General features: G+C 38.3%; 2 protein-coding genes. One reads left to right on the forward strand and one right to left on the reverse strand.

Features of this window, described 5'->3' with window-relative positions:
* Positions 1 to 228: 228 nt before the first annotated feature.
* A complete protein-coding gene (locus AC1DPQ_RS22180) occupies positions 229 to 918 on the reverse strand; it encodes a helix-turn-helix transcriptional regulator (RefSeq protein WP_477583357.1) in 690 nt (229 codons plus the stop codon).
* 140 nt (positions 919 to 1,058) lie between these two features.
* On the opposite strand from AC1DPQ_RS22180, the gene AC1DPQ_RS22185 reads away from it, so the two are divergent.
* The coding region (locus AC1DPQ_RS22185; protein ID WP_477610897.1) for an ATP-binding protein at positions 1,059 to 3,287 on the forward strand (2,229 nt) is incomplete at its 3' end.

A 3,287-nucleotide genomic window follows, 5' to 3' on the forward strand; every position in this document is an offset into this window, starting at 1 on the left:
GTCAAACTTATCTACAGGTACAATAGCCAGGAATTTTTTTGTCGTATTAAATTCGGCTTCTAACTCTTTCAATAATAATTTAATAATGTCCATATTTTTCTGTTTTGTTTTTTCTGCGGTGTTTAAATCCATTAGTAGTAAATCGGCTATACTCATGATTTTGGTGTTTAGTTACACAAAGAAAATACAGCCCACTGACAACCCTATGGCAGTGTGAAAAATATTTTTTTAATAATTAACAGGGAGCAGGTGCATGTATTCACTTAGCGGCATGTGCTGCGTTTTTTTGAAAGGAATACCTAGATTTTTAAGGCAGATAATCCGGGTGAGGTTAAAATCACGGTATTCATTCCGGTAATGGCACCAGGCAATTAAATGCCAGCTAAAAGCATAGAAAATCAATCCAATTGGCTCTACTTCTCTTTTGCTCACTTCCTCCTTATTGTTTTTATAATCGAGTTCGATCAGGTGTTTTTCTGCAATAGCGTGTTGAATAAGTGATAGGTATTCGAAGTTAAAATTTAACCTTTCCGGAATCTGCAATTTAATATGCTGGTTTAAGGTTTCGAGCTTTTCCTTTTGTCCCGATTTTAATACCGCCTTTACTTTTGTCAGTGCTGTGGAGTAATGGGCACGGATGGAATTATCCGCAAATCCGTTCACCAAACTTTCAACCAATAGCAGTGCATTGGCTTCGTCCATATTAAAAGAAACTGGTGGCAGGAAATAACCTTGAACCAGATAATAGCCTTTATGCTGCTCAAAACTTACCGGTATTCCTTGTTCGCCCAATGCTTTAATATCGCGATAAACCGTGCGTATGCTCATATCAAACCTTTCCGCAATTTTTTCTGCGGTAATGTATTTTCTGGATTGAAGCAGGGTTAAGATTCCGAAAAGTCGGTCGATACGGTTCATAGTTTGTTTTTTTAGGCATTTAAAATTAAAGTTTTTTAATCAATTTTTCTTGTGGTACGTTATTTGTAAAAGATAAATACATATCAATTCTATTGGTTGAACCGTTATAATTAGGGTTTATCATACATAATCTGAATTAAATGGCTGCTATTATCCAAAAGCGCTTCTTCCGGGCAATAAAAAGTAAAGTAATAATAGGTTTCCTGTTTGCCTGTTTTGCATTGCTATTGGCATGGGGCATCAGCAAATTTGCTTTTACGCGGATGCTGGATACTGTTGAAGAAATTTCGGCCCCGAACGACCGCTTAAGGATCGTAAATGATCTCTCACATAAGATTGCCAGGTTAGATCAGTTACAAAGGGATGAAGCTTTCAATAAACAAGGTACCTATAGTTTTCTTAAAGAGTCGCGTAAGTTAAGGGCTAGTTTAGATACCTTACGCAAATTGTATAAGGGCGATTCCGCCCAGTTGGCCAGAATAAAGTCGATCAAGAATCTGTTAACCGACCGGGATAAACAATTTATCAATTACTTAAAGGTGCGAGAAACATTGGTGAATACCAAATCGTTCTCTAATGAGGTTCAGAAATTAAACGAACTGGTTGCTACACGTACTAGGCAGACAGATAGCGCAGTACTGACCACCGAGACAACTACATCGACCACTACAGTGGCACCTGAAGAAGAACAGAAATCGAGGGGTTTTTTGAGTAAACTGTTTGGCAAGAAGAAATCTGATGTGTATAAAATCATTAATGAGGAATTTAAGGTAAAGCGCGATACGCTGAATGCTAAAGCTGAAGATAGCATTATGAAGAGCATGACGGGGGCCTTGAAAAATATCGAACTAGAGCAACGCCAGAAAAGCCAGAAATTTTTAAAACGCGAAGCAGACCTGTCAAATGCCAGTAATGCCCTGACCGCCCAGATGCTACAGATTTTAAGAGAAGTGGAGGGGGAGGCAGTGGCCCAGATAGATTTAAACGGTATACAGGCCAAAGAGGTGGTTAATGATGGGATTACGCAGATCACAACCATTATCATTATCTTTTTTCTCTTAACGGTTATTCTGCTGTATTTAATTTTAGCTGACATTACAAAAAGCAACAGGTACAGAAGGGCATTGGAGCTTGCCAAAGATGAGGCAGAATACCATGGTAAGGCTAAGCAACGGTTCCTATCGAACATGAGCCATGAGATCAGAACGCCACTGCAATCTATTTTAGGCTATGCCGAGCTGATTACCCAGCAGGATGTGCCGAATAAGAAAGATGTGGATGCCATTTATCAATCTTCCATTCACTTACTTCAAATTGTGAACGAGGTATTAGATTATAACCGGATTATTTCGGGCGAATTTAGTTTCAATAACCAGGTGTTCAACATCAAAAAAGCTTTAGATGAGGTAGTTTCGGTAATGCGGCCTTTGGCAGAACAGAAATCACTTCAGTTAAATACAGCACTTGATCTTGCCGATCTGGAATTTGTAAAGGGCGATGCTTTTAGGCTAAAGCAGATTTTATTTAACTTATTGGGTAACGCCGTAAAATTTACATTGAGAGGTGAAATTAAACTTTCTGTATCGTATAAAAAGCAAGGCGACGATCTGCATTTCCATTTTACGATAAAAGATACCGGAATCGGTTTTGAAGAAAAAGATATTCCCAAAATCTTTAATGAATTTGAGCAGATAGAATCTCCTGAAAAATATATTATCAACCAGGCTGGTACGGGGTTGGGACTGCCTATTGTTAAATCTTTGATCGAAACACAGGGAGGAAGAATTTATGTGAAAAGTAAACCGGGCATTGGTACCACGTTTAATATTTACATGAAATATGAAAATACTACCGAGCGTGTAAACGATACTCTAGATTTAGAACATTATGCGATTGTAAATCCAGGCACGGTTTGGGTAATTGATGATGATAAACTTATTCTAGATTTATGCGGAATGATTTTTCAGAAAAATAAAATCCCGTTTAGAAGCTTTACCCAGGTAGCCGATATCCTGCACGCAGCACCTGAGCCGGATTTAAAATATGTGCTGATTGATATGCGCATGCCCGAAATGACAGGATTCGAACTTTGTCATTTATTAAAGAAGAAACTCCCAGCGCACATTAAATTTTACGCTATTACTGCACAGGTTTTACCCGAAGAACGTGAAATGGTTTTGAGCGAGGGCTTTGATGGACTGATAATGAAACCATTTAGGGCAGTTGATATCCTATCTATATTTGATAGAACCGAAATTTTAACCCAGCAGCCTGAATTCGATTTTTCTTCCATTGAGAAAATGACCTTTGGCGACCAGCAAATGCTGGAGAAAATATTGAACCGTTTTAAACAGGATTCTATAGATGAC

The organism is Pedobacter sp. 01T416_2, assembly GCF_056398925.1.